Raw genomic sequence first — 3062 nt, 5'->3', positions numbered from 1 at the left:
TTTGAGTTGAAACGAAGAAAAAGTGTTAGTAGAAAATCGCCTTCGATTTTCCACCAACACAAAATATTATAGAACCCAAAAACCAACGAAAGTCGTTTTCGTTGGTTTTTTTATCTTGTGAAAATATAATGATAATCCAAATAATGATTTTCATGTGGTATACTCACTGTATAAAGCGCAAGAAACCGATTGGTGAATGGATCTAAACGTTAGGCAGACGTGTAGAGAGGATGAATGTGTGATGGGAAATACAACAGGATGGTTAGTCGTGGGTTTGTTTTTTATTACAGGTATCCTATTTTTAAGCAGACATGGATGGCAATTGATTGCTGGATACAATATGGCTTCTGAAGAAAAAAAGGCACAGTATGATTTAGATCGTTTGTATGTAGCGAATGGCATCGGTATGTTGGTTCTGGGTGCTTTCATCCTGCTTTCATTACTTTTTAGTGATCACTGGTCATTAATGGGGAATATTTTATTCGTTGCAACTAGTTTACTGACGATAGTAGGGATAATCATCATAAATGGCACGTGGTGTGTAAAGAAATGATACATTTCTCCTATGTTGATCAACAGAGGTGCAATGAATCTGGGATGAATGCTGCTTGCTGTTTTGTGCATTACTTAAAAGACTTTAAAAAAATTGAGGGACGAGAAAAGAAAGGATGATCAAAATAGGCAATTCCAAGCAGTTTCAGCTTGTCTAAAAAAATTGCTTTTAATTGGTTGTACGAAAAAAAGAGCTGCGACAATCGTCTTGTCGCAGCTCTTTTTTCTGCCTAAAAACTTTTAAAAGTTTTATTCGACAGTCACTGATTTAGCTAAATTTCGAGGCTTATCCACGTCATACCCTCGTTGCAATGTTGCAAAGTAAGCCAACAGTTGCGTAGGAATCACGGCAACTAAACTAGTAACCAATGGATGGACCGAAGGCAAAACAATGTGATCCGTCGCTTTCGCTAGTTCTTGGCTGACGATGACTAAAGTATGAGCGCCACGAGACTCAACTTCTTTCAAATTTCCTCTCGTATGGGAGCCGGTCACTTCTTCAGTGATGATTCCGATGACTGGGGTTCCTTCTTCGATCAGTGCGATGGTTCCATGTTTCAATTCGCCAGCTGCAAATCCTTCTGCTTGAATATAAGAAATCTCTTTTAGCTTCAGTGCAGCTTCCATGGAAACATAATAGTCATTGCTTCGACCAATATAAAACGCATTGCGACTAACAGACAAATAATCTTCTGCTAATTGACTGATGACCGCTTTTTCATCAACTAATGTTTCCATAGCAGAGGCAACAATACTTAATTCATGGAAAACATCGAAGTCCTGTGCAGCACCAATACCTTTAGCATCACCGATTGCTTTTGCTAATAAGGTTAAAACTGCGATTTGAGCAGTATAGGCCTTGGTAGAAGCTACGGCGATTTCAGGTCCGGCATGAAGTAACAATGTATGGTCAGCTTCACGAGAAAGAGTCGAGCCTGCTACATTTGTAATAGTCAGACTAGGCAAATTCATTTGATTGATTTTTACCAAGACTTGTCGGCTGTCGGCTGTTTCTCCACTTTGTGATAGAAAAATAAAGAAAGGTTTTGCAGACAGCAAAGGCATGTTGTAGCCGAATTCACTTGATAAATGTACTTCAACAGGAATCTGTGTCAGAGATTCTAGAATCGCTTTTGCGGCCCAACCAGCGTGATTACTGGTTCCGCAAGCAACGATGTAGATGCGGTCGCTCGCAATCATTTGATCCTTTAATGCGTCATCGATCGTCACTTCTCCTGTGCCTTGATACTCTTGAATGAGACGACGCATCACAGCTGGCTGCTCGTCGATTTCTTTCAGCATATAGTAAGGATACGTTCCTTTTTCGATGTCTGTTAAATCAAGTTGTGCTTCATAAGACTCGCGATAAACAAGATTTCCTTTTAGGTCTTCGATTTCAATCGTTTTTGCCGTCACAGTTACCATTTCACCGTCTTCAATTTCAACGAAATGAGTAGTCTGATCCAGCATAGCCAATGCATCACTACAAATAACGTTAAACCCATCCCCAAGCCCAATCAATAACGGACTTTTATTTTTTGCTACATAGATGGTTTCAGGGTCATTTTTATCAACTAATGCAAAGGCATAAGAACCACGAATCAATGAGAGTGCCTTTTTGAACGCTTCTTTAGTCGAAAGGTCTTTTTTCAATACTTCGATCAAGTGGACGACAATCTCTGTATCTGTCTGTCCTTCGAAGTGATGATCATTTAAATAGTTTTGATGCAATTCTTCAAAATTCTCGATTACTCCGTTATGAACCAGTACTAATTCTTGGTTAGAAGAAGTATGAGGGTGGGCATTTTTTTCTGATGGTTTACCATGAGTTGCCCAGCGAGTGTGTCCGATACCGATCGTTCCTGTTACTTCTGGTGTGACTTTGTCTTCCAAGTTTTTGATACGCCCTTGTGCTTTGACTAAGTGGCCAGAAGTACGATCAGCAACATATAAACCTGCTGAGTCATACCCACGATATTCTAAACGTTCCAAACCATTCAAAATGACTTGTTCAGCATTTGATTTTCCTACAATTCCTACGATTCCACACATAATGACAAATCCTACTTTCCACTACTTATTTACGATTCATTATGTATTTCTACCTGCGCAGCAAGAGGTTTGTTTTCATCTCACGATGAGGTTTTGTTCTTGCTTATAGAGTGCAGTCCCTAGAGTTACCCGCCGAAAACTTCGATAAACTCTTTCCTCGTCATCTGTTGTACAGATCTGGCGCTATTCCTATTGGTCTATCTATCCTCCTTAAATTATTTTGTAGAAATACATGCATTATCATAATATTTATAAGGGCGTTAGTCAATAGAAAAAGCTAAAAAAAATAATTGGTATAGATGTTATCAGAGGCAATGTTTGTTCTGTAATGGAGATTTAAAGAAGGAGAATTGCAGATGATCCAATTCGTAAAATTGTAATTTGTAGTGACCCCAAAAAGTTAGACTTTTATGGAGTGGAGAAATCCACTCCTTTTTTGTATGATAAGATTAACTGTT

2 protein-coding genes are annotated in these 3062 nt (G+C 38.8%); one reads left to right on the top strand and one right to left on the bottom strand.

Going from position 1 to position 3062, the window contains the following annotated elements; genetic code table 11:
* The first annotated feature begins 241 nt into the window (after window positions 1-241).
* A complete protein-coding gene (locus tag AB5Z52_RS16390; RefSeq protein WP_005471352.1) occupies window positions 242-553 on the top strand; it encodes a DUF3784 domain-containing protein in 312 nt (103 codons plus the stop codon).
* 248 nt (window positions 554-801) lie between these two features.
* On the opposite strand, the gene glmS is transcribed toward AB5Z52_RS16390, so the two are convergent.
* A complete protein-coding gene (gene glmS / locus AB5Z52_RS16385; RefSeq protein WP_288551832.1) occupies window positions 802-2604 on the bottom strand; it encodes a glutamine--fructose-6-phosphate transaminase (isomerizing) in 1803 nt (600 codons plus the stop codon).
* Window positions 2605-3062 lie beyond the last annotated feature (458 nt).

Origin of the sequence: Enterococcus sp. RTP21361st1_A6_RTP21361_211029 (genome assembly GCF_040910045.1) — a bacterium.
Taxonomy (GTDB): domain Bacteria; phylum Bacillota; class Bacilli; order Lactobacillales; family Enterococcaceae; genus Enterococcus_D; species Enterococcus_D gallinarum.
Note: the sequence above shows the minus strand (reverse complement) of the source record. Positions and strands in the feature narration are given on the sequence as shown.